Source organism: Novosphingobium colocasiae, from assembly GCF_014652555.1.
Classification (GTDB): Bacteria; Pseudomonadota; Alphaproteobacteria; order Sphingomonadales; family Sphingomonadaceae; genus Novosphingobium; species Novosphingobium colocasiae.
This window is the reverse complement of sequence record NZ_BMZA01000003.1, coordinates 45,638-67,252: the sequence shown is the minus strand read 5'-3', so window position 1 is coordinate 67,252 and position 21,615 is coordinate 45,638. Positions and strand designations below refer to the sequence as shown.

Genomic DNA, 21,615 nt, shown 5'->3' with positions numbered 1-21,615 from the left:
CACATAGGTTCCTATATTTCAATGACGCGAAACAAATAAACAACACCGACTCGCGGGGGACCGCCTATGACCACGCTTCGATCCACCGATCCGGCCACCGGCGAAATCGTCTGGGAAGGGGCCGAGGCGACGCGCGAGGAGGTCAGCGCCGCCCTCGCCTGTGCCCGCGCCGCCTTTCCGCGCTGGGCCGCCACGCCGGTGGCGGAACGGGTCGCGGCGGTCGAGCGCTTCCGCGCCGCGCTGGAAGACCGGCGCGAGGCGATTGCCGAAGTGATCGCCCGCGAAACCGGCAAGGCGTTGTGGGAAGCGCGCGGCGAAGTGGCCTCGATGATCGGCAAGGTCGGCATTTCCATAGCCGCGCAGGCGGAACGCGCAGGCGAGAAGCACAGCGTGATGCCGTTCGGCGAAGCGGTGCTGCGGCATCGCCCGCACGGGGTGATGGTCGTGCTGGGGCCATACAATTTCCCCGGACACCTGCCGAACGGCCACATCGTTCCAGCGCTGCTGGCGGGCAACACGGTGGTGTTCAAGCCATCGGAACTGACCCCGGCAGTCGGGGCGGCGATGGTCGCCTGCTGGGACGCGGCCGGGCTGCCCGCGCATGTCTTTCAGCTTGTCCAGGGTGGCCGGACCACCGGCGAAGCGATGGTCGAAGGCGATATCGACGGGCTGCTGTTCACCGGATCGGCAGGTGCCGGCGCACATTTCCGCCGGCTGTTCGCCGATCGCCCGCACGTCATCCTTGCCCTTGAACTGGGCGGCAACAACCCGCTGGTGGCCTGGGATGCCGACGATCTCGATGAAGCGGCGGCGATCGTCCTCCAGTCCGCCTTCATCACCACCGGCCAGCGCTGTTCCTGTGCGCGGCGGCTGATCGTCCCGGCCGAGGGTTTCGGTCCGGCGCTGGTTCAGGCCGTGGCCGACCTTGCGGCGCGCATCACTATCGGCGCGTGGAACGAAAGCCCCGCGCCGTGGATCGGCCCGCTGATCGGCGATGCCGCCGCCGCGCAGGCGCACCAGCGCTATGCCGCGCTGGTCGAAGGCGGGGCGCGGGTCATCCTGCCGTTCTCGGGGATCGAGGGACGCGGCGCCGCCTTCGTTACCCCGGCGATGATCGACGTCAGCGGCCTCGCCGCGCCCGATGCGGAGATATTCGCGCCGATCCTGCAAGTCCGCTACGTCCCCGATTTCGATGCCGCGCTGGCAGATGCCAACGCCACGCGCTTCGGCCTTTCCGCCGGGCTGGTCAGCGCAGACGACGCGCTGTGGGGCCGGTTTGCGCGGGAATGCCGCGCAGGCGTCATCAATCGCAACCGGCCGACTACCGGTGCCGCCGGATCGATGCCGTTCGGCGGCCTCGGCGATAGCGGCAACCATAGGCCAAGCGCCTATTATGCGGCTGACTATTGCGCCTATCCGGTCGCCAGCTTCGAAGCATCCAGCGCCGCCGGCAACGCCGCAGCGCTTGACGGCATGCTGCGGCCGTGACCGCGCTCTCGCCTGAAGAGCAGGCGCTCGTCGATCCGATCGATCGCGCGCCGATCCTTGGTCACACGCTCGAATGGGCCGCCGTCAACAGCGGCACCGCCAACCTGGCCGGGCTGGCCGACATGGCGGGGCGGCTCGCCGACGCTTTCGCGGCGCTGCCCGGAGAGGTGCGGCTGGTCGATCCCGCGCCGATCGAGAAGGTGGATCGCGAAGGCACGCTCCGGCCCGTCGGCCACGGCCGACACCTGGTAGTGTCGGTCCGCCCGCATGCGCCGCGAAGGGTGCTGCTGACCGGGCACATGGATACCGTCTATGCCGCCGACCATCCTTTCCAGACCTGCGACTGGCCCGATGCCGATACCCTGCACGGCCCCGGCACCGCCGATATGAAGGGCGGCCTGGCGCTGATGCTGGCGGGGCTGCTGGCTTATGAGCAGTCGCAGCCGGCGCTCGGCTACGATGTGATGATCAACAGCGACGAGGAGACTGGCTCGCTGTCTTCCGCCGCGCTGATCGCGTCGCTGGCGCAAGGAAAGCTGGCGGCGCTGACGTATGAGCCTGCCCTGCCCGATGGCGCAATGGCGCGGGCGCGGCCGGGATCGGGCAACTATGCCGCAGTCGTGCGCGGCCGGTCCGCCCACGCCGGGCGCAATCCGGAGGACGGCCGCAACGCGCTGCTCGCCGCTGCCGACCTGGGGTTGCGGCTGGCCGCAGGGCGGCGCGCAGGTCTGTCGGTCAACCCGGCAAGGATCGAAGGCGGTGCGCCGAACAACACCGTGCCGGACCTTGCGATCCTGCACTTCAACTTGCGTCCCGCGACGCCCGAACTGGCCGAAACCGCGCAAGCCATGGTCACCGAAGCCATTGCGGCGGTCAGCGCCGCGCATGAGGTGACCATCCACCTCCACGGCCATGTCTCGCGCCCGCCCAAGCCGATCACGCCCGGCACCAAGGCGCTGTTCGGCCTCGCTCGCAAAGCTGCCGATGATCTGGGCCAGCCGATGCACTGGAAGGACACCGGCGGCGTGTGCGACGGCAACAACATCGCCGCTTGCGGCATCCCGGTGCTTGATACGATGGGGGCGCTGGGCGGGGCGATCCATTCGCCGGACGAATTTCTTCTGGCATCCTCGCTCGATGCCCGCGCCCGGCTGACAGCCCTTGTGATGCACCGCCTCGAAAGGCAGAACCTGTCAGCATGACCTTTCTCCTGCGCACCGCCCGCATCAAGGACCTTGAAGCGCTGTACCGGATGGCCAAGGGCACAGGCGGCGGTTTTACCAACCTGCCGCCCGACAAGCCGACGCTGCGCGGCAAACTGGAGCGCACCGCCGCCAGCTTCGCCAAGGACACCGGGGCGCTGGGCGACGATCTGTTCCTGTTCATCCTGGAGGATACCGAAACCGGCCGGGTGCGCGGCACCTGCCAGATCATGAGCCAGGTCGGCACCATCCTGCCGTTCTATTCCTACCGGATCGGGCGGATCACCCAGTATTCCAAGGAACTGGACCGCACCTTCCGCGCCGAACTGCTCACCTTGTGCACCGATCTCGACGGATCAAGCGAAGTGGGCGGGCTGTTCCTCGACGCGACCGAAAGGTCCGCCGGGGTCGGCAAGCTGCTGGCCCGCAGCCGCTACCTGTTCATCAAGGAACACCGCAGCCGCTTTGCCGACAAGACGCTGGCCGAACTGCGCGGCGCGATCGACGATGCCGGCAATTCGCCGTTCTGGGACGGGCTGGCGGGCCGCTTCTTCGACATGACCTTCCGCGAGGCGGACGAGTTCAACGCCCGCAAGGGCAACCAGTTCATCGCCGATCTGATGCCCAAGCACCCGATCTACACCGCGCTGCTGCCCGAGGCCGCAAGGCAGGTAATGGGCAAGCCGCACTTTTCCGGCCGCCCGGCGATGCGGATGCTGGAGAACGAAGGGTTCGCCTTCCAGAACTACATCGACATCTTCGATGGCGGCCCGACGATGTCGGTCGATACCGATCGCATCCGCACCGTGCAGGACGCCCGGACGGTCCCGGTCGCCGCCATCGTCAAGGCACCCGATGCCGAGGCCACGCACCTGGCCGCCACCGGCCAGCTTGCCGGCTTCCGCGCCTGCCTTGCGCATATCGACACGGTCGATGGCGGGGTGACGATCGACCCGGCTGCCGCCGCGCTGCTGGGCGTGAAGCAGGGCGATACGCTGACTTACGCGCCGCTTTGACGGGTCAGGCCGCAAGGGACAACCGCGCATGTCAGCGTCGGCAGCCCGGCAACCCGTGCGGTCATCGCCGCGCCCACGCCCACCGCGCCGACCCCGGCCGGGGTGCCGGTAAAGATGAGATCGCCGGCATGCAGCGGCTGGTATGCCGATAGCGCGGCGATGATTTCGGGCACGGACCAGATCATCGCCCCGATCACGCCCGATTGCTTCACGGTGCCATCGACCTCCAGGGTGATGGCGTCACCTGCCGCAGGATGGCGCGCGGCGCGCACCAGTTCGCCGATCGGCGCGGCCCCGGCAAAGTTCTTGGCCAGATCCCACGGCCTCCGCCCCTCTTTGGCAACGTCCTGCAAATCGCGCCGCGTCATGTCGAGGCCGACCGCATAGCCGAACACATGATCCAGCGCCGCCCCGGCCGCGATATCCGCGCCGCCGCTGCCGATCGCCACCACCAGCTCCACTTCGAAATGCAGGTTGGCGGTCTGCGGCGGATAAGCCAGCGGCCCACCGTCGGCGATGATCGCTTCCGGGGATTTGAGGAAGACGAACGGCGGCTCACGATCGGGATCGCTGCCCATCTCGCGCGCGTGATCGGCGTAGTTGCGTCCGACACAGAAGATGCGGTTCACCGGAAAGCGCCGTCGTTCTCCGGCGATCGGTATGGAAACGCGCGGCGGGGCGGGGATTACAAACTCGCTATCCATGATCCCAGCTCCCTTCGATCTGCATCGGGTGACAGGAGAGGCGCATCACGTCCACGCCCGGACCACGCCGCCGCTGACTTCCCACACCGCAGCCTCCTGCAGGATCGCGGAAAATGGCGCGGTTTCAGTGCCGGTGAGCCAGACTTGCGCGCTGCCATGCCGCAGCCGCTCGAACAATGCCTCGCGGCGAACGGGATCAAGGTGCGCGGCCACTTCGTCCAGCAACAGCAGGCGTGGCCTGGCTTCGCCTTCACGTTCAAGCATCGCCGAATGCGCCAGCACGATCGCGATCAGCATCGCCTTCTGTTCCCCGGTCGAGCATTCGGCCGCCGGCTGGTCCTTGCCCGCCATGGTCACCACCAGTTCGTCGCGGTGCGGGCCGACCAGCGTGCGCTGCGCCGCCCGGTCACGCGGGCGGCTGTCGCGGAGGGCCGCCGCCAGGGCCGCTTCGTCCACCGGCCCGCCCGGAGCATAGGCCAGCGCCGGCCGGGCGAACGGGCCATCCGGCAGCGCCGCCAGATCCCGTCCCAGCGCATCGACCAACGCGGCGCGGCCTTGCGCCACCAGTGCGCCGGTCGCCGCCAGTTGCGTCTCGATGGCTTCAAGCCAGCTGGGGTCTGGGGCCTCGTCCGCCGCCAGCAGCCGGTTGCGCTCGCGCAGTGCCGTTTCCAGCCGCGCGGCATGGGCGGCGTGATCGGGGCGCAGCGCCAGCACCAGCCGATCGAGGAACCGTCGGCGCGCACCGGCGCTGTCGGTGAACAGCCGGTCCATGGCGGGGGTCAGCCAGCCGATCGACAGCCACTCTGCCAGCCGCACCGCCGGGCATTCGGCCCCGTTGACCTGGACCACGCGGCGCCCCGGCCGTTCCGGCGAAACCGCCGTGCCGATCCGCACCGCATCGCCCTGCCCGGCCAGCGCCGCGCTGACGGCGAAGCCGCCGTCGAACGCCTGCCCCGGCATGTCGGCCAGCGCCGCCCGCCGCAACCCCCGCCCGGGCGCCAGCAGGCTGATTGCTTCGAGCACGTTGGTCTTGCCGGCCCCGTTCTCTCCCACCAGCAGGTTGAAGCGCGCGGTCCCGTCCAGCAGCGTCTCTGCATGGTTGCGAAAACGCGAAAGGATCAGGCGGTCAAGCATGGCACGGGCAACAGGAGGGGCAGATCAGCGCCGGATCAGGCCACCGGGGCCTTGGCGAACGGCGAGAAGTCGGTGTTGTCATCGAACACATCGACCCCTTCGTGGCGCTTGAGGAAGCCGACGACGGCATAGGTCACCGGCGTCAGCACCACTTCCCATGTCACTTTGAGCGCCCAGTTGGTGACCATCACCACCACCACCGAATGCGTCTCCCAGGTGCCGAGGAAGGCGACGGGGTAAAAGATCAAACTATCCACGCCTTCGCCGAACACCGTCGATCCGATCGTGCGCATCCACAGGAAGCGGCCCTCAGTCATCACTTTCATGCGCGCGAGCACGAAGGAATTGACGAATTCGCCCGCCCAGAACGCCAGCAGCGATGCCAGCACGATCCGCCAGGTGCTGCCGAACACCGAGACATACGTGGACTGGCAGACCGCCCCCGCGCTGCTCGCCTTGACCAGCCCGGCATAAGCGGGATCGCCGCTCTGCGCGCAGCCCCATTCGGCGGCAGACGGCATGGCGACCACCACGAAGCTCATGAACGCCATGAAGATCAGCGCGAAGAACCCGGCCCACACGCACCGGCGGGCGTTGGCATAGCCGTAAACCTCGGTCAGCACGTCGCCCAGCACATAGCTGACCGGGAAGAACAGGATGCCCGCTCCGAACAGCATCTTCCCGCTATCGTTCACCAGCCAGTGCCAAGGCAGCCACGGCGTCGCGCTGACCGCGCCCGATACGTCGATCCACGATAGCTTGGCCGCACCGATCAGGTTCGACAGCAGCAGGATCGCGACGAACGCGACCATCGCATAATCGAACAGCCGGAAGTGCCGGCGCGCGCCCGACCGGCCGTCAAGCCGGGCCAGCGAAGCCGAGGCCGGGGAAGAGGAGGATTGCTGCATCGCCCACCGGTAACCCGCAGCATCGCCGCCGCATAGCGCGAAGTTGCCGGGGACGTCCACGCACGCACGGTTTGCGCCGGCCAAGAACCACGCTATGGCGATCCCCGCGCGCGCCCGTAGCTCAGCTGGATAGAGCACGAGCCTTCTAAGCTTGGGGCCGCAGGTTCGAACCCTGCCGGGCGCGCCAAAGACGCGCGCGTTGTTTTACCACCCGCGATATGGCTCGCACGCTATGCCGTCCCCGTCCGCATCCATCCCTCCACGATAACCAGGTTCACCGGCATAGAGCGGGGCAACGCCGGCCGCACGAGCCGCTTCGCAGTTGCGGTAAAACGCGCCCGGAGGTGGCTGATTCGCGCGGGTAACCCCGGCGGCAAACGCCGCTGATGGCATGCTGTTGGACATTTCGGCCGTGTTATCCTCGCTGAGTGCAACGCTGGCGACGCCGGCGATGCCTCCTGCAATGGCCGCCCCAAGGATGAAGCGGGCAATGGACGGGTGCTTTCCAACCGGCCGACCGGGAGAAACGGTGATCCGGTTGCGCTTCTTCACGAGATGCAGATGCGGTTTGCCAGCCATCCTGTCTCACTACGGCCGGGCGGTTAATGATTCCCCAAAAGGACCGCCCGACGACACAGAACCCGCGAAATAATATATCAATTCGACGCAATATGCTTCAAAAATGCCTTGCGCTTTTTTACGCAACGCCCAACATCGGCAAGCCAGCGCGACCGGAGCTTTGGCCGAAACCCGCCAAGCCTGACTGCGTTGCCCAATTATAAACCCGGCCTCCGGCATTGTCCGGATGGGACGGTAAGGCAGGATCGAGAGGCAGGAACCGGTATGACCCAAAAGACCAGATCGCGCCGCAGAAGCGCGGGGACTTCCACCCGGGTCGCACCCTCGTCCGGCGTGGTCATTGCGGAGAGCGAAATGAGCGCGATCGACCTGACCCTGCACGACAAGGGCGGCCCCGGCACCCCGCGCGGCGGCAAAGGGGCGCGGCTGGAGCAGGCGATTGCCGCCGGCATCCGCGACAGCCTGTTGCCCGGCGAGGCGACCGCGCGCGGGGCCGGGGCCAGCCATTCGGCCGCCGGCGCGAGCGAGAGCTGGATCGACGAGGCGGGGCGCTTCCTGATCGAGGCGGCGGCGCAGCGCACGGTCGGCGAACCGGCGATCGCGCTGGCTTCGGCGGCGGAGGAGCGGCGGTTCCTGCGCATCGCCATCGTCAACGACGACATGCCGTTCCTGGTCGATTCGGTCGCCGCCGCGATCGCTTCGCGCGGGCTGGTGATCGACCGGCTGGCGCATCCGGTGCTGGCCGTGCGCCGTGATGCCAAGGGCCGGCTGATCGCCCTGCCCGCCGAGCGCACTGACGGCACCTTGCGCGAATCGATGATCTACATCGAGACCGATCGCGTCGATTCGCGTGGCCGGCGCGATCTGCTGCGGTTGCTCGAAAACACGCTGGAGGACGTGCGGCTGGCGGTCAGCGACTGGCAGCGCATGGTCGCGACGATGAACCGCGATGCCGATCGCAATGCCGATGCCGAAGGCGCGGAACTGCTGCGCTGGTTCGCCGGCGGCATGCTGACTCAACTGGGGCATGTCACCCGCTCGCGCGGTGGCCGCCATTCCGATGTGCTGGGCATCTGCAAGCGCGGCGACAAGGGCATCCTTTCGGACGAGAGCTATGCTCGCGCCTTCGCCGCCTTCGACGCGCAGATGAAGCGCGGACAGGTGCGCAGCCCGCTGATCGTCAAGGCCAACCGCATCGCCACCGTCCACCGCCGGGTCCCGCTGGATCTGCTGCTGGTGCCGGTGATCGCTGACGGCACCGTCACTGCGCTGTCGGTCCACGCCGGCATCTGGACCAGCGCCGCGCTGGCCGCGGCCCCCGATCGGGTGCCGCGCATGCGCTGGCAGCTTGCGGCGATGGGCACGCGGCTGGGGTTCGATCCCAACGGCCACACCGGCAAGGCGCTGGCCCATGCGATGACCAGCCTGCCGCACGATCTGGTGCTGGGGCTCGACGAGGAGGACGTGGTTCGACTGGCCACGGCGATGACCGGGCTGGTCGATCGACCGCGCCCCCGCCTGATGCTGGCGCGCGCTCCGTTGCTGCGCCATCTGGTGGCGTTTGTCTGGCTGCCGCGCGACATGCTTTCCACTCAGTTGCGGCGGCGGGTGCAGGCGATGGTGGAGGAAAGCGCCAGCGCCGCCACGCTGGACTGGAGCTTGCAGGTGGAAGCCGGCAACCTCGCGATGCTGCGCTTCACGCTCGACATCCGCGATGGCCTGCATACGCCGGACGAAGCCGATCTTGACCAGCGGTTGCAGCAGATGCTGCGCGGCTGGCCCGAAGCGGTGGAAGCCGCACTGGCGGCGCAGGGCGACGTCAGCCGCGCGGCGGCGATGGCAGCGCGCTTCGCCGATGCCTTCCCGATGGCATACCGCAGCGATTACGGAGCCGCCGAAGCAGCGATCGACATTGCCCACATGCGCAAGGTTGTCACCGGTGAAGGCAGCGGCGGCGAGCGCCCGGCCGGGCACCGCGACGCCCGGCTCTATTGCCGCGACGGGGCGTGCGACGGGCGGCTGCAGCTCAAGATATACCAAGCCGAAGGCAGCCTGCCGCTGTCCGATGCAGTGCCGGCGCTGGAAAATTTCGGTTTCCACGTGCTGGGCGAGATGCCGACCCCGCTGGATGGCGGGCGGATCGGCACCATCCACGATTTCACCCTGGACCTGCCCGCCGGACGGGACGCCGCCGATGTGTTGAAGCTGGCCCCGATGATCGAGGATTCGCTGTGCGGCGTCCTTAACGGGGGGAGTGAGAACGATCCGTTCAACCGCCTTGTCACCGGGCACGGCCTGTCCAAGCGGGAAACCAACTGGTTGCGCGCCTGGTATCGCTATATGCGCCAGGGCGGGATGAACATCGGGCTGACCACGGTGGTCGATGCCCTGCATGCCGCACCTGCGGTCACGCTGGGGCTGATCGACCTGTTCCGCGCGCTGCACGATCCCGCATTCAAGGGCAGCCGCGACGGCGCGGCGAAGCAGGCGGAAGACGCGATCCGCACCGCGCTCGCCGCCGTCAGCGCGATCAACGACGATCGCATCCTGCGGCTCTATCTGGCCGTGGTCCGCGCAGTGTTGCGCACGAACGCCTTTGCCCCCGCCGGGCAGGTGGCGCTGGCCTTCAAGATCGATTCCGCTGCCGTGCCCGGCTTGCCCAAGCCGGTGCCATGGCGCGAGATCTTCGTCTATTCGCGACGGCTTGAAGGCATTCACTTGCGCTCGGGCCCGATCGCGCGCGGCGGGATCCGCTGGTCGGACCGGCGCGACGACTTCCGCACCGAGATCCTCGGCCTGATGAAGGCGCAGAAGGTCAAGAACGCGGTCATCGTTCCCGCCGGGGCCAAGGGCGGCTTCTACCCCAAGCAACTGCCGGACCCGGCGCTGGACCGCGCCGGCTGGGCAGCGGAAGGGCAGGCGGCCTACGAAGTGTTCATCTCGACCCTGCTTTCGGTCACCGACAACATCGTTGAAGGCATGGTCGTCCATCCCGCCGATGTGATCGCCCGCGACGGTGAAGACCCCTATTTCGTCGTCGCCGCAGACAAGGGCACCGCGCGGTTCTCCGACGTTGCCAACCGGATCGCCCAGAGCGCCGATTTCTGGCTCGACGATGCTTTCGCCAGCGGCGGCTCCAACGGCTACGATCACAAGGCGATGGGCATCACCGCGCGCGGTGCCTGGCTTTCGGTGCGCCGCCACTTCGCCGAAATGGGCGTGGACGTGCAGAGCGATCCCGTCCGCGTGGTCGGCGTGGGCGATATGTCTGGCGACGTCTTCGGCAACGGCATGCTGCTGTCCCGCGCCATCCGGCTGGTCGCCGCTTTCGATCACCGGCACATCTTCCTCGATCCCGACCCCGATCCCGAAACCGGCTGGGCCGAACGCAAGCGGCTTTTCGATCTGCCGGTTTCAAGCTGGGACGATTACGATCGCACCCTGATCAGCCAGGGCGGCGGTGTGTTCCCGCGCACCATGAAATCCATCCCGCTCAGCCAGGAAGTGCGCGACGCCTTGGCCTTCCAGGTACCCGAAGTGGACCCGGATTCGCTGATATCGGCGATCCTGTGGGCCAAGGTGGACCTGCTGTGGTTCGGCGGCATCGGCACTTACGTCAAGGCATCGGGCGAGAACAACGCCGCCGTAGGCGATCCCGCCAACGACGCGCTGCGGGTCAGCGCCAACGAAGTCGGCGCGCGTGTCATCGGCGAAGGTGCGAACCTGGGCGTGACGCAGGCCGGGCGCATCGAATTCGCGCTCAAGGGCGATGGCGGGCGCGGCGGCCGGATCAACACCGACTTCATCGACAATTCGGCCGGCGTCGATTGTTCGGACAACGAGGTCAACATCAAGATCGCGCTGGCGGCGGCGAAGCGCGCAGGCAAGCTGTCCGAAGCGCGCCGCGTCACCCTGCTGCGTGAGATGACCGACGAAGTGGCGGCGCTGGTGCTGGAGGATAACCGGCTGCAGGCGCTGGCCCTGTCCATCGCCGAACGCGGCGGTGCCGAAGCGCTGCCCGCACACATGCGGCTGACCGAACTGCTGGAAGAACGCGGCGGCCTGGATCGGCGCACCGAAGGCTTGGCCGACAACGACGTCCTCCAGCGCCGCGCGCTCGACGGGCGCGGGCTGACCCGGCCCGAGCTGGCGGTGCTGCTGTCCAGCGCCAAGCTGATGCTGCAGGACGCGATCGAGCAGAGCCGCCTGGCGGGTGATCCGGTGATGGTGCCGATGCTGATGGCCGCTTTCCCGGAACCGATGCGTGCCAAATTCGCCCGGCCGATCCGCGAGCACCGGCTGGCCGGAGAAATCATCGCCACCAAGCTCGCCAACCGCATCGTCAACCGGCTGGGTATCGTCCATCCGTTCGAGCTGGCGGAGGAGGAAGGCGCGTCGTTGTCCCAGGTCGCCGCAGCCTTCGTCCTGGCCGAGGAACTGCTGGGCCTGGAAGCGACCTGGACGCGGCTGGAAACGGAACCGATGCCCGAACAGGCGCGTCTGGCCCTGTTCGAGCGGCTCGCCATCGCCACACGCGGCCACATGGCCGACCTGCTGCGTGCCGGCGCGGGAGAGCAGACGCCATCGGCTTTGCTCGCGCGGCTGACAAAGGGCATGGCGGCACTGTCCGACATCCCGCCTGACGTCCTGGGCGAGGTTACGGTGGCGCAGGGCCAGGCGATGCGCGACCGGCTGGCCGCGCTGGGCGCACCGGCCGATGCACTGGACGATGTCCTGCGGCTGTTCGACCTTGACGGCGCGGTCGGGGTGGCGGCGCTGGCCGATCAGACGCGGATCGCCCCGCTCGATCTGGTCGCCGCGTTCACCCGGCTGGGTGCCGGGCTGGGGCTGGACTGGGCACAGTCCACGGCGGCCATCATGAACCCGTCCGACCCATGGGAACGCTTGCTGGTCGCCGGCCTCGCGCGCGATTTCCAGCAGATGCGGCTGGACTTCCTGGCCGGTCTCGCGGCCACCAAGGATGGCCGCGCCGATCTGTCCGCCGCCTGCGAAACGTGGATGCGCGAACACTCGCAGGCGATCCGCGCCTATCGCATGACCGTGGCCCGCGCCGAAACGGCGGTGCCGACCACCGCCGCGATGCTGGCGCAACTGGCCGGGCAGGCCCGCAACCTGCTGGGCCGGTAGGCCGGCGGGGGCGTCCTCTGCTGGCCCGGGAAAAACGATTTGGGGGGAGTGGGCAAGCCATTCTCCCGTTCGTATCGAGCGCAATCGACATACGAACGGGGGCGATGCCTTCCCGCAAGCGTTCTACCGCTCCCAGCCGCCCTGCGCGAGGAACGCTTCGGCCAGCCGGGCGAGATAGGCGGCCCCTTGCGGCAGCACCGTTTCGTCGACCATCATCCTGGTCGAATGGATGCCGCAACAGTGCTGCCAGTCTGCGCCTTCGTGCGCGACGCCGAGGAAGAACATCGCGCCGGGCACTTTCTCCAGCACATAGGCGAAGTCTTCGGCACCCATGATCGGATCAGGCAGGCGCAGGAAGGCCTGCGGGCCATAGAGATCGCGCGCAACCTGCTCCCCGAAAGTAACCGCGCGGCCATCACACAAGGTGGGCGGGAAGCCTTCGAGGATGGTGACCTCCGCCGCCATCCCGTGCGCGGCGGCGATGCCCTCCGCCAGCCGGGTGATGTCGGCCTGCAACCGGGCGCGGTTCGCAGGCGACAGGGTGCGCATGGTGCCGGTCAGCCGCGCGCTGTCGGGGATGACGTTGTGGGTGGTGCCGGCCTCGATCTTCGCGATAGTGACGACGACCGGATCGAACACGCTGTAGCGCCGCGCCACCAGCGCCTGCAGCGCGCTGACGATCTCGCAGGCCACCGGCACCGGATCGAGCGTATCGTGCGGCATCGACGCATGGCCACCGCGCCCGGAGACGACGATGCCGATCTGGTCCGCCGCCGCCAGCAGCGCGCCTTCGCGCCCGCCGATCAGGCCGTGCGGGGCGTTAGGCATGACATGCAGCGCAAACGCGGCGTCGGGCAGGGCGATGCCGCTATCCCCACCGCCCAGCAGCCCATCGTCCAGCATGAAGCGCGCGCCGTGGTGGCCTTCCTCGCCCGGCTGGAACATGAAGCGCACTTCGCCGGCCAGGCTTTCCGCCCGCGCGCACAACAGCCGCGCCGCGCCGGCCAGCATCGCCACATGCGCATCGTGGCCGCAGGCGTGCATCACGCCGGGCACGGCCGAGGCGAATTCCAGCCCGGTTTCTTCCGGCATCGGCAGCGCGTCCATATCGCCGCGCAGCAGCACGCAGGGACCCGCACCGGCCCCGCCGCGCAAGGTAGCGACCAGCCCGGTGGTCGACGGCCCTTCAACCCATTCCAGCGGCAGCCCGGCCAGCGCCGCGCGAATCTTGTCGCGCGTCAGCGGGGTATGCAGCCCCAGCTCCGGCTCGGCATGGATGGCACGGCGCAGCGCGACGATGTCGGCGGCGAGTGTGCGCGCCTCGTCGAGCAAGCGATCGGGGTTCTGAAGCATCCGCGCACCATACCCGTTCCTATTCGCCAGTCGAGAGACCTTGTTCGAGGATGTCATCCGGAGCGACCGGCACCTTGTGGCGTAGCGCCCACAGCGCCATCGCGCCCATCATCACATAGCAGACGAGCCCCGAGATCATGACCGCCCATGCCGCACCGGTAGCGCCATGGCCGGCCAGCGCGAACAGGCCGATCCCCAGCACGACGACGGCGGCGATCCGCGCGGCCAGCGACAGGCGGGCATGGCCGGTCGAGTGCAGCACCGGTTCGAAAGCCAGGCTGGCGAGATCGAAGCTTGCCGCGATGGTCAGCGGCACCAGCACCGCAGCGCCATTGCCGAACCCGTCTCCGCCGATCAGCCCCAGTATCTGGCGGCCGAACAGCAAGGCGACGAGCACGACGACCAGACCCGCCCCGCCCGCCATCAGGCTGAGCCGGATCGCCAGGCGGCGGAAATCGACGAAATCGGCGGTCACCCGCGCCCGCGCCAGTTCGGGGTAGACCGCGCGGGTAATGGTGGTCGAAAGCTTGCTGAGCGATTGCGCGAGCTGGCTGGCCATGCGGAACAGGCCCGCCGACCGGGTTCCCGCCAGCGCACCGACCGCCAGCAGCGGCCCCTGCTTGGTCGCCGCATCGATCGTGGAGCCCGAATAGGTCACCCACAGGAAGCGCCAGATGCCCGGATTTTCCTGCAGTCCACACCGCCAGCCGACGAGGTTCGCCAGCGTCAGCGCCTGCGGTGCGCGACGCCAGGCTTCGACCCAGAACAGCGCCGCGCCGATCAGCGATGCGAGGGCCCAGCCGATCAGGAAGCCCGCCACTGTCGGGCCGATCCACCATACGATCAGCGCGGCGACCAGTCGTCCGAACAGCGGGATCGCTTCCAGGATGGCGATCGCCTCGAACCGGTCAAGCGTGCGCAGAACGCCCGTCATCGCCGAGTTCAGCGTCCACGCCGAGGCGACGCAATAGTAGAACGCCAGATCGATGTAGGCCGGGTTGAGGTCCAGCGCATCGGCGAAGCCATAGATCAGGATCGCCGCCAGCGCGCATGTGCCGATGGCGCCGACGACATCCATGATCGCGCAGATCGCTACCAGGCGGCCGAACTTGTCCCATTGCGCGTGATGAACGTATTCGACGCCATAGCGCACGACGACCCGCCAGGTCTGGAAGCCGGCGATGGCACTGAGCGCCTGGCCGGTGCCCGCGATCAGCGAGAAGTGGCCGAAACCCTTGACGCCCAGACCACGCGCCATGAGCGCGAGGTAGATGACGCTGCAGATTGCCGCGAACCCCTTGCCCCCCATCAGCCACGCGACATTGATGAAGATGCGGCTGATCGCGGATTTTTCGGGGGGTGCGGTCACGTCCGGATCGTCAGGCATCGCACGGCACTTGGCCGAGCGCAGGAGACATTACAAGCCATACCTTCACCGGGCCGGCGCACAGCCCGCCTCCAGCAGATCGACCAGCGCCCGCGCGGCGCGCTCGGCAGCAGGCACACTCTCGACGCTGAAGGTGCGGGCAAACGCCTCGGCCTGCCGCGCGGCATAGCCGTCAGGGCTGGCCTGCGCAGCGTCCAGCGCATGGGCCATCCCAGCAATGTCGCTGACGACCGGCCCGAGCTGCCAATGGGCGAAATTGGGATCATCGTGCCAATCGATCCGACGCGGGTTGAGGAAGATCGCCGGACGCGGGCGGGCGATCCATTCATAGATCTGGCTGCTGGCATCGCCGAGATAGATGTCGGCTGAACGGGTATAGGTCATGTCGGTCGACCGCGCGCTGCCGGTATCGATCAGCATCGCGGGATGATCGCGAAACCGCGCCGCAACCGCGCCGCGCCAGCGCAGCAGGCGATGTTCGACCGAAGCATGGATGCGCCGGCGAAACAGCATGACATGCGGCGCGAACACCAGATTGAAGCGATCCTGTCCCGCAAACCAGTCCAGCACCGCCTCGCCCATTTCAAACCACGAGGACAGGCGCGGATCGAAGTGCGGATTGTACACCACCGTCGGCCGGCCGTTGGCGAACAATGGCGGACCGGGACTTGACGGGTCCAGGGTATCAAACTTGGGATAGCCGACGATCCGGCACCGCTCCGGCTCCACCCCCCCTTCCGCGATCATGCGCTCGCGCACTTTGGGCCCCGCCACCAGCACCAGATCGAACCGGGCAGCGATACGGCGAAAGCCGACCGAACGATCCCCGGCACCATGCGGAATCCAGATCAGTTTGGGCGTCTTTACCCCCATCGCGTCGCGCAGGAGCATCGTCGTCGTTTCGGGAACCACGATGGCATCGTAGCCGGCAAGGTGGTGCCGATTGTGCAGCAGTACGGCGATGCGCCGGAACGGGCCCGCCAACGAGAGCAGCGGCCCGGCAGCCCGGGCAATCGGCCCCGGGGTCAGCATCCTGAACCGGACCGGGCCGTTCCCCTCATTTTCGCCGACGATGGCGCGCGCTTCGCGGTCCTGCGCCGCGCTCGATGACAGGATCGCCACTTCCAGACCGGCATACCGCGCCAGCCTTGCCGCGACCGGCGCGGTATGCCGCACCTGATGCACTGCCTCGTGATTGAACAGGAACGCGACCCGGAAAGGGGGGGCCCGGTTCACGGGCGCGAGACCGACCGGCGCACAAAAGCCATGATTGCCTCGGCGCAGCGCGCGCTGGCACCCGGGCTGGTATCGCCCAGCGTATCGGCGATCATACGCTCCTGCCGTTCGCGATAGAGCGCGTGGCGTTCGGGCGCGGCGCGGATCGCATCCATCACTTGCGCGGGATCATCCACCACTTCGCCCAAGTGCCAGTTGGCGAAATGTGGATCATCGCGCCAGTCGATGCCGTGCGCGTTCAGAAACACGCACGGGCGCGGCCGGTCGAGAAAGTCGTAAACCTGGCTGCTGATATCGCCGACATAGATCCGGGCGACGGCCGGATACGTACCGTCCACCGATTCCCTGGAGCCCGGATCGCACAGGACATTGGCGGTACTGCGCGCGCGCAACGCCGCACGCTCGCGCTCGGTGCGGCGGTTGTACATCTTGATGTGGGGCGCGACGATGAGGTTCATCGAACGGTCCTCGTCGAACCCGCGCAGCAACGGGTTGAGGAAGCGGTGCCACGAGGTCAGCTTGGGCTCGCGGTGCGGATTGTAGAGAACGGTTGGCAGCCGCATGTCGAGAGGTGCCGCCCAGCGTCCACCCAGCCGCGCCGCGACTTCCAGCTTCACCACGCCGGTCAGCGCGTAATGGCCTGGGCGGATGAGCCCCTTTTCCAGCATCCGCCGCTCGGTCTTGGGGCCCGCCAAAGTGACGAAATCGAACCTTGCAATGCGCGGGAGGAACGAGACTGCGCGATCGCCGAAGCCATGCGGGAGATAGATCATCAGCGGTCGATCGACGCCCAGATCGCGCAGTGCGATACCGCTGTTTTCCTGAGCGACGATGGCGTCATACCCGTTAAGCTCCGCCACATTGTCCCGCATGACGGTTTTCTTGAACAGGCTGAATCGTCCCAGGGCCCGCTTCAGCAGGCGCGTGCGCAGCCGTTGGCGCATCGGCCGGCAATCCAGCGGTTGAAAACCGAAGGCCTGCCGTATGCGCTCGATCTCGGCCGGGGTGGCGGGATCGTGATAGTAGGCGGTGACATCCCAGCCGCTGCGCTGCGCCAGCTCCATGGCAACCGACGCACCGTGATAGGTCTGATAGGCTTCGGCAATGAACAGGAATGCGATCTTCATGCCGCCGCGCCATACCGCTACGTTGCGGTTAACTCAATCGCATCACGCGCGGGAGGCAAGACCACCAAAACCGGAAACCCGCAGCTTCCCTAAAATGTAACAATTGTATGATACGCGTCCTTTTCTGATGATTTTTCCGCGCCTCGCCTCTATGGAAGGCGGCGTGCACGGTACGATCTACGAATTCGAAGCGCTGCCCGCGCTGGGCAAGCAGGTCGCGCAGGAAAGCGCGCGACGGCGGCGTGCGGCCAATGCCGGGCCGGCAGTCGCGCTCGTCGGAATCATCCGCAATCCGCGCAGCCATCGCAACAAAGGCGTCCCTGCGGAGATGGAGGATTGCTCCAACATCCTCACCCGCACGCCCAAATCGCGCGAGGAACTGCATCGGGAACTCGCCGGTTTCGCCCAGCGCGGGATCGATTATCTGGTGGTCGATGGCGGCGACGGCACGGTCCGCGATGTGCTTTCGTGCGGCGCGGAAATTTTTGACGAGGCGTGGCCGACGCTGATCGTCCTGCCCAAGGGCAAGACCAACGCGCTGGCGGTCGATCTGGGCCTGCCGACCGACTGGACGCTGACCGACGCGATGGCTGCGGTGCGCTCCGGCGATACCCTGACCCGCCGCCCGCTGCGCATCCGCCGTTCGGATGACACCGCGATGGCGATCCAGGGTTTCATCATGGGCACCGGCGTTTACAGCCACGCCACGCAAGTGGGCCAGGAAGCGCATCGCCGTGGCGCGTTCAACAGCCTCGCCGTCGGCGTGACGGTGCTGTGGGGCATCATCCAGGCGCTGTTCGGCGGCAGCCGCAATCCCTGGCGCAAGGCCACCCGCACCCGGCTGACGGATCGCCAGACCCGGCAGGACCTGCCCCGTTCGCGCCGCGCCGCGCGCGATGAGCGCTATCTCACCATCGCCACCACCTTCGAACGCTTCCCGCTCGGCGCGCGCCCGTTCGGCCGCGACGTGGCCCCCGGCCTCAAACTGGCCCTAATCGATGCGCCGGTGCGCTGGGTGGTGGCGCTGCTGCCGCTGGTGATCTTCGGCATCTACGGACGCCTGCTCAAGCGCGCCGGGCTCCACCGCGTGCATGCCAGCGAAGTGGAGATGGATCTGGATGGCACCTTCGTCCTTGATGGCGAAAGTTTTCCGGCCGGCCATTACATCATCGATGAAGGACCGCTGCTGACCTTCGTGGTCCCGTGACCACCGATCTGGAAGGGCGCGTCGCGGCCGCGCTGGCGCGGTCCGTGACCGCTCCGGTGCGCGCCTTTGCCGCTCACCTGGCGACCCACCGCAGCGATGCCCGGCCCGTGGCTGCGGCACTGTTCTACGGCTCCAACTTGCGCACCGGATCGCTTGAAGGGGTGCTGGATTTCTACATCCTGACCACGGACACGCGCGAAGAGCGGATCTGGCCGCGCGTCAGCTATCATGAATGGGAATGGCAGGGCGTGCCGCTGCGCGCCAAGGTTGCCACGATGAACTTGACCACCTTTGCCGCCGCCGCCCGTGGAGACCGGCTCGACACGACGATCTGGGCCCGCTTCGTCCAGCCCGCGGCTCTGGCCTGGCAGGCCGATGATGCCGCCGCCGCCAGCGTGGTGACAGCGGTCTCGCAATGCGCCGCCACCGCCGCCCGGCTTGCCGTGGCACTGGGCCCGCAAGCCGGCACGCCCGAGGATTACTGGCGTGCGCTGTTCCGCGCGACGTATGCGGCCGAATTCCGGGTGGAGAAGGCGGGCCGCGAGGATTCGATCCTGTCCGCCAACCGCGATCACTTCGACGGGCTGCTGCCACTGGCTCTGCTGGCGCAGGGCATCGATTTCGCGCGCGGCGCGGACAGTGTGATTCGCCCGCACCTGCCGGCCACGCAGCGCCTCGCCCTGCTACGCTGGTGGCGCGCGCGCCGCCGGATGGGCAAGCCGCTCAACGTCACGCGCCTGCTCAAGGCATCGACCACGTTCGAGGGGGCGGCGCGCTATGCCGCCTGGAAGATCGAGCGCCACACCGGCATCGTCGTTGCGCTGACGCCCTGGCGTGAACGCCATCCGGTGCTGGCGGCCCCCGGCGTGCTGTGGCGGCTGTGGCGCGCCCGCCGCGCCGCCGCCCGGTCTGCCGCATGACCCCGGCCGCGCTGATCCTGGCCGGATCGCGGCCCGGCGCGCCCGATCCGGTGGCCCATGCCCAAGGCGTCAGCCACAAGGCGCTGGTCGATGTGAACGGCCAGCCCATGCTGGCGCGCGTGGTCGGCGCGGTGCGCGAAGCCGGGCTGTCGCCGGTCGCCGTGGTCGCCAGCGATCCCGCAGTCATCGCGCTGGCGCAGCGGCTCGATTGCACGGTGATACCGGCCGAACAGGGCCCCAGCGCCAGTGTCGCCGCCGCCTTCCAACGGCTCGGCGCGCCACTGCTGGTCACCACCAGCGACCATGCGCTGCTGCGTCCCGAATGGATTGCCCAGTTCCTGCGCGATACGCCCGGCGGCACCGATGTCAGCGTCCTCCTCGCCCGACGCGAGGCGATCGAGGCGGCGATGCCCGGGAGCCGCCGCACCTACCTGCGGCTGGCCGACGGCGCGTGGTCGGGCTGCAACCTGTTCCTGCTACGCACCCCGGCGGCCCGCGCCGCACTCGACACCTGGTCGATGGTCGAGGCCAACCGCAAGAAGCCCTGGCGGATCGCCGCCCGGCTCGGGCCGGGAATGCTGCTGGCGTTCCTGCTGGGCCGGCTGTCGCTGGCGGCGGCGCTCGATCGCCTGGGGGGCGGGATCGGCATCGTTGCCCGCCCTGTCGCCGCCGACGATGGGCTGGCGGCCGTCGATGTCGACAAGCCCTCTGATCTGGAGGATGCCCGGCGCTTGTTGGCCGGGCGCTGATCCGGCTTACATGTACCGCATGTGGATGCGGATCGGCTTGACGTCCTGCCCCACCGCCACGCCGACCTTGCTGTAGCTGGGCTTGCCCAGATTGAAGATGTTGAGCGACGGGTTGTTCGACATCGCGCCGCCATCGGACGAGATATCGGTCTTGCCGTTGCCGTTCTCGTCATGCCGGACCGCGACGCCGTAAGTGCCGGGGGCCGGCATCGGCAGGCAGAACGTCATCGTCCCGGCGCGGGCCGGAACCTCGATACGATGCAGCCACTTGCCCTTGACCAGCCATTCGGCCGCATTGGCGCGATAGGACTGGACACGCAGGGTGCCGGCCGACGACTTCACCCCATCGACGGTCACCAGCAGCGCCGGCCCCGATCCGGCGCGGCATTCGCTCATATCGTTGCGGATTTCGTTGCGGTACTGCCCCGCTGCCGCAGCCGGCAGCGCGAACGCCAGAGCCAGAACGCCGACGGCTCCGGTTTTCACTGCCCGGGTTTTCAGGGCGGCGCGATAAACCATCGAAATCGTATCCTTCCTTTTCATCGAACCTGAAGCATTCCGCCGCGATAGGGCTATCGCCGTGAATAGCCTGTGAATTTGCAGCGACCTTTGCGTTAATCAAGGGTAGCCAGGCGACGTTTCGCCCGCATCCGCAACGCTGGCATGCCGATCTACCACATAGCGTGTGGAAAACGCCCGTCTGCGCGCTTGTCGCCTCAAGATGTGGTGCCTTATCGTTTCCCCAAAGGAGTTCCATCCCCCTCATGACCGTGCCCCTGATTTCGCCGTCCATCCTGTCCGCCGATTTCGCCCGGCTGGGGGAGGAAGTGGCCGCAGTCGATGCCGCCGGGGCCGACTGGATCCATATCGACGTGATGGACGGCCACTTCGTGCCCAACATCACAATCGGGCCCGCCGTGGTGAAGGCGCTGCGCCCGCACACGGCCAAGTGCTTCGACGTTCACCTGATGATATCGCCGATCGATCTCTATCTCGAAGCGTTCGCCGATGCGGGAGCCGACGTGATTACCGTTCACCCCGAAGCAGGGCCGCACATCCACCGCACCGTGCAGACCATCAAAAACCTGGGCAAGCAGGCAGGCATCTCGCTCAATCCGGGAACTCCGGCGAAGATGCTGGATTACCTGATCGACGATATCGACCTCGTCCTGGTGATGAGCGTGAACCCCGGCTTCGGCGGGCAGAGCTTCATCTCCAGCCAGTTGCGCAAGATCGAGGCGGTCCGCAAGATGATCGACAAGTCGGGCCGGGACATCCGGCTGGAAGTGGATGGCGGCGTGGATGCGAACACCGCGCCGCTCTGCGTATCGGCCGGGGCCGATGTGCTGGTGGCGGGGTCCGCCACGTTCCGGGGCGGGCCGGGACAATACGCGGGCAATATCCGCACGCTCAAGGGACTGGCCTGACCGATGGGCGCCCGGCGGCCAGGGGCAGCG

At 67.8% G+C, this 21,615-nt stretch carries 17 protein-coding genes and 1 tRNA gene; 9 read left to right on the top strand and 9 right to left on the bottom strand.

The window, feature by feature from the left end; genetic code table 11:
• Positions 1-66: 66 nt before the first annotated feature.
• The 3 genes from astD to astA are packed head-to-tail and all read left to right on the top strand — an operon-like array spanning position 67 to position 3,706.
• Positions 67-1,488: a succinylglutamate-semialdehyde dehydrogenase gene (astD, locus tag IE122_RS06490; RefSeq protein ID WP_189620308.1), complete on the top strand. Its 1,422-nt coding sequence runs from the start codon at positions 67-69 to the stop codon at positions 1,486-1,488.
• Positions 1,485-2,690 (top strand): hydrolase, encoded by a 1,206-nt coding sequence (locus tag IE122_RS06485; RefSeq protein WP_189620307.1) that lies wholly within the window; start codon positions 1,485-1,487, stop codon positions 2,688-2,690. The genes astD and IE122_RS06485 overlap by 4 nt, the downstream gene beginning before the upstream one ends.
• Complete coding sequence (gene astA, locus IE122_RS06480) at positions 2,687-3,706, top strand: arginine N-succinyltransferase (protein WP_189620306.1); 1,020 nt, start codon at positions 2,687-2,689, stop codon at positions 3,704-3,706. Before IE122_RS06485 ends, astA begins: the two co-directional genes overlap by 4 nt.
• Here astA and IE122_RS06475 read toward each other — a convergent pair.
• Genes IE122_RS06475 through IE122_RS06465 form a run of 3 tightly spaced genes read right to left on the bottom strand, consistent with a single transcriptional unit; the run spans position 3,691 to position 6,452 of the window.
• Positions 3,691-4,410, bottom strand: a complete 720-nt coding sequence (locus IE122_RS06475) for a fumarylacetoacetate hydrolase family protein (RefSeq protein ID WP_189620305.1) — start codon at positions 4,408-4,410, stop codon at positions 3,691-3,693. The two genes, astA and IE122_RS06475, sit on opposite strands and share 16 nt — an antisense overlap.
• A 45-nt stretch (positions 4,411-4,455) precedes the next feature.
• The gene (gene recF, locus IE122_RS06470; RefSeq protein ID WP_189620304.1) at positions 4,456-5,544 is read right to left on the bottom strand and encodes a DNA replication/repair protein RecF; all 1,089 of its coding nucleotides are present in this window, start codon (positions 5,542-5,544) and stop codon (positions 4,456-4,458) included.
• 35 nt (positions 5,545-5,579) lie between these two features.
• Positions 5,580-6,452 carry a queuosine precursor transporter gene (locus tag IE122_RS06465; protein ID WP_189620533.1) on the bottom strand — a complete coding sequence of 291 codons (873 nt, stop codon included), beginning with the start codon at positions 6,450-6,452 and terminating at the stop codon, positions 5,580-5,582.
• Positions 6,453-6,562: 110 nt separating this feature from the next.
• Here IE122_RS06465 and IE122_RS06460 point away from each other — a divergent pair.
• Positions 6,563-6,639: transfer RNA gene (locus IE122_RS06460), tRNA-Arg, on the top strand.
• Positions 6,640-6,656: 17 nt separating this feature from the next.
• Here IE122_RS06460 and IE122_RS18340 read toward each other — a convergent pair.
• Positions 6,657-7,031 (bottom strand): excalibur calcium-binding domain-containing protein, encoded by a 375-nt coding sequence (locus IE122_RS18340; RefSeq protein WP_229813842.1) that lies wholly within the window; start codon positions 7,029-7,031, stop codon positions 6,657-6,659.
• 354 nt (positions 7,032-7,385) lie between these two features.
• Between IE122_RS18340 and IE122_RS06450 the strand changes: the two genes are divergently transcribed.
• Positions 7,386-12,179, top strand: coding sequence for an NAD-glutamate dehydrogenase domain-containing protein (locus IE122_RS06450; protein ID WP_189620303.1), 4,794 nt, complete (start codon positions 7,386-7,388; stop codon positions 12,177-12,179).
• A 123-nt stretch (positions 12,180-12,302) separates the two neighbouring features.
• Here the strand turns inward: IE122_RS06450 and IE122_RS06445 are convergent, their stop codons facing one another.
• From IE122_RS06445 to IE122_RS06430, 4 genes are read right to left on the bottom strand one after another with little or no spacing between them, the layout of a single operon-like run.
• A complete protein-coding gene (locus IE122_RS06445) occupies positions 12,303-13,532 on the bottom strand; it encodes a M20 metallopeptidase family protein (RefSeq protein ID WP_189620302.1) in 1,230 nt (409 codons plus the stop codon).
• Positions 13,533-13,551: 19 nt separating this feature from the next.
• On the bottom strand, positions 13,552-14,919 hold the full coding sequence (locus IE122_RS06440) for a lipopolysaccharide biosynthesis protein (protein ID WP_189620301.1): 1,368 nt from the start codon (positions 14,917-14,919) through the stop codon (positions 13,552-13,554).
• A gap of 45 nt (positions 14,920-14,964) precedes the next feature.
• The gene (locus IE122_RS06435) at positions 14,965-16,155 is read right to left on the bottom strand and encodes a CDP-glycerol glycerophosphotransferase family protein (RefSeq protein WP_189620300.1); all 1,191 of its coding nucleotides are present in this window, start codon (positions 16,153-16,155) and stop codon (positions 14,965-14,967) included.
• Entirely contained in the window at positions 16,152-17,282 is a 1,131-nt protein-coding gene (locus tag IE122_RS06430) for a hypothetical protein (RefSeq protein WP_189620299.1), read from the bottom strand. The genes IE122_RS06435 and IE122_RS06430 overlap by 4 nt, the downstream gene beginning before the upstream one ends.
• A 127-nt stretch (positions 17,283-17,409) precedes the next feature.
• Here IE122_RS06430 and IE122_RS06425 point away from each other — a divergent pair, with 127 nt between their 5' ends.
• From IE122_RS06425 to IE122_RS06415, 3 genes are read left to right on the top strand one after another with little or no spacing between them, the layout of a single operon-like run.
• Complete coding sequence (locus tag IE122_RS06425) at positions 17,410-18,489, top strand: diacylglycerol/lipid kinase family protein (RefSeq protein ID WP_229813840.1); 1,080 nt, start codon at positions 17,410-17,412, stop codon at positions 18,487-18,489.
• Complete coding sequence (locus tag IE122_RS06420; RefSeq protein WP_189620298.1) at positions 18,486-19,409, top strand: hypothetical protein; 924 nt, start codon at positions 18,486-18,488, stop codon at positions 19,407-19,409. Before IE122_RS06425 ends, IE122_RS06420 begins: the two co-directional genes overlap by 4 nt.
• Positions 19,406-20,158: a nucleotidyltransferase family protein gene (locus tag IE122_RS06415; RefSeq protein WP_189620297.1), complete on the top strand. Its 753-nt coding sequence runs from the start codon at positions 19,406-19,408 to the stop codon at positions 20,156-20,158. Before IE122_RS06420 ends, IE122_RS06415 begins: the two co-directional genes overlap by 4 nt.
• 6 nt (positions 20,159-20,164) lie before the next feature.
• Here IE122_RS06415 and IE122_RS06410 read toward each other — a convergent pair whose 3' ends face one another.
• Entirely contained in the window at positions 20,165-20,677 is a 513-nt protein-coding gene (locus IE122_RS06410; protein ID WP_189620296.1) for a DUF2141 domain-containing protein, read from the bottom strand.
• A gap of 245 nt (positions 20,678-20,922) precedes the next feature.
• On the opposite strand from IE122_RS06410, the gene rpe reads away from it, so the two are divergent.
• Entirely contained in the window at positions 20,923-21,585 is a 663-nt protein-coding gene (gene rpe / locus IE122_RS06405; RefSeq protein ID WP_189620295.1) for a ribulose-phosphate 3-epimerase, read from the top strand.
• The last annotated feature ends 30 nt before the right edge of the window (positions 21,586-21,615 follow it).